General features: G+C 39.4%; 1 protein-coding gene and 1 pseudogene. One reads left to right on the top strand and one right to left on the bottom strand.

Annotated elements, in window-relative coordinates:
* Nucleotides 1-544 (bottom strand): annotated as a pseudogene (locus tag CIK04_RS28770) (ATP-dependent DNA helicase DinG); the annotation flags it as partial.
* Nucleotides 545-846: 302 nt separating this feature from the next.
* On the opposite strand from CIK04_RS28770, the gene CIK04_RS34710 reads away from it, so the two are divergent.
* Nucleotides 847-1,377 carry a hypothetical protein gene (locus CIK04_RS34710; protein ID WP_325205968.1) on the top strand — a complete coding sequence of 177 codons (531 nt, stop codon included), beginning with the start codon at nucleotides 847-849 and terminating at the stop codon, nucleotides 1,375-1,377.
* The last annotated feature ends 103 nt before the right edge of the window (nucleotides 1,378-1,480 follow it).

Genomic DNA, 1,480 nt, shown 5'->3' with positions numbered 1-1,480 from the left:
GGCTGTCGTCAATAGGCTTAGGCCAACTGTCTCTATCACCATCCCATTTCCCCTTGGCTAAGCTTTGATACATCGTGGTTAACAGCTCAATGTCTTTTCTTTTTTGGGGTTTTTGTTTCAAACATCGCTAGCTGTCCACCGTCGACGCCACTGGCGCTAGCGAGTTTTTCGGCACAGCAATAGCGTTGTCTAGACCTTTAGCTAAAACAAAAGAAAAGTTTAAGTCTGAAATTCTTCTGTACAAAGGCAGGTCTTTATTCAGCAATTGCTCTTGTAGAGTAACTGTTGCAGTTGAAATCACCACTTTACGGTTGTTAAGTACTGCCACTGGAATTGCGGCCATAAGGTAGGAAAGTGATTTCCCGATTCCCGTCCCTGCTTCTGCAACAAGAATGCGATTTTTTTGTGATAGGTAACCGCAAAGTGTTTTTGCCATCTCCGCAACGAGATAGTTTTGCGCTCGGCGAGGAATAAAGTTTTCAAGCAGGTTTTGCAGGTTTTGATAGCTGGTGCGAATAGAACTTTGAATTTTACTGGTTATCATACTGTGACCCATGTTCAGACCCACGGATTCTAGCACACATCTCTAAGCGAGGCGTATCTCACGAAATTGGATCCTTTTAATTTAAACCTAGATCTCCTTACACAAAAAAAACTGAACCTTCATAAGGTTAGATTTAATTCATCAAATAAAAATATAAACCGCCACTCTAGGGTGTTGTTAAGAGTTTTATTCTTAAATGGCTATTTTTTTGTTCCTTTTTAGGTGTTTTATTCCGAATATTTGCTTGTAACGATTTGTGTAATTTAGGCCTGTTTTGCTTAGAAGTTACTCGAAAAAAAAGCATGCAAACAATGCAAGTTATTGTTTTTGATGAAATTTATGTTTTTTTATATTTGTTTTTTAGGAAATTTGACAGTCAGAATAATCTTTTGCAATCTAACAATCGAAATTTACAGGTGCTGGTTAGCTTTCTCAGGATAGGTAAATCAGTAATCAAAAAACAAAGGAACCGGGCAAGGAACTCCCAAACTAAGAAAAGGCAGTGGATTATTATGAAAAAGACTCTAGTAGCTCTTTCTGTATTGATGGCAGCAACATCTGTACAGGCAATCGAACTATACAACAATGCAGGCGTTACGGTTGACCTGAAAGGTGACGTAGAAGTTCGTTACAAAAAAAGCACGGAAAAAGACGCTGAATTGAAGCAAGAGATCGATGATGCTGACTTTKGCTTTGACACTCGTTACGCTATCAACGACGACCTACAAATCGGTGCTTACCTAGAATTCTCTGGTGATAACAATGAACCGCGCTWACAGATTAAAACTAGCGGTTTGGTAATGTTTACATGGGTTTCTACTCTAAAGAGCTAGGTTCAATCAAGTTTGGTAAACTTGATACACAATGGATGACGCTGGCGTTGGTTCTGACTTCCTATTTGGCATTCGCTCTTTCGTCGACGATGCTGATTTTGGT

The organism is Vibrio sp. 03_296 (assembly GCF_002265885.1).
This window is presented reverse-complemented; position numbering and strand designations above follow the sequence as displayed.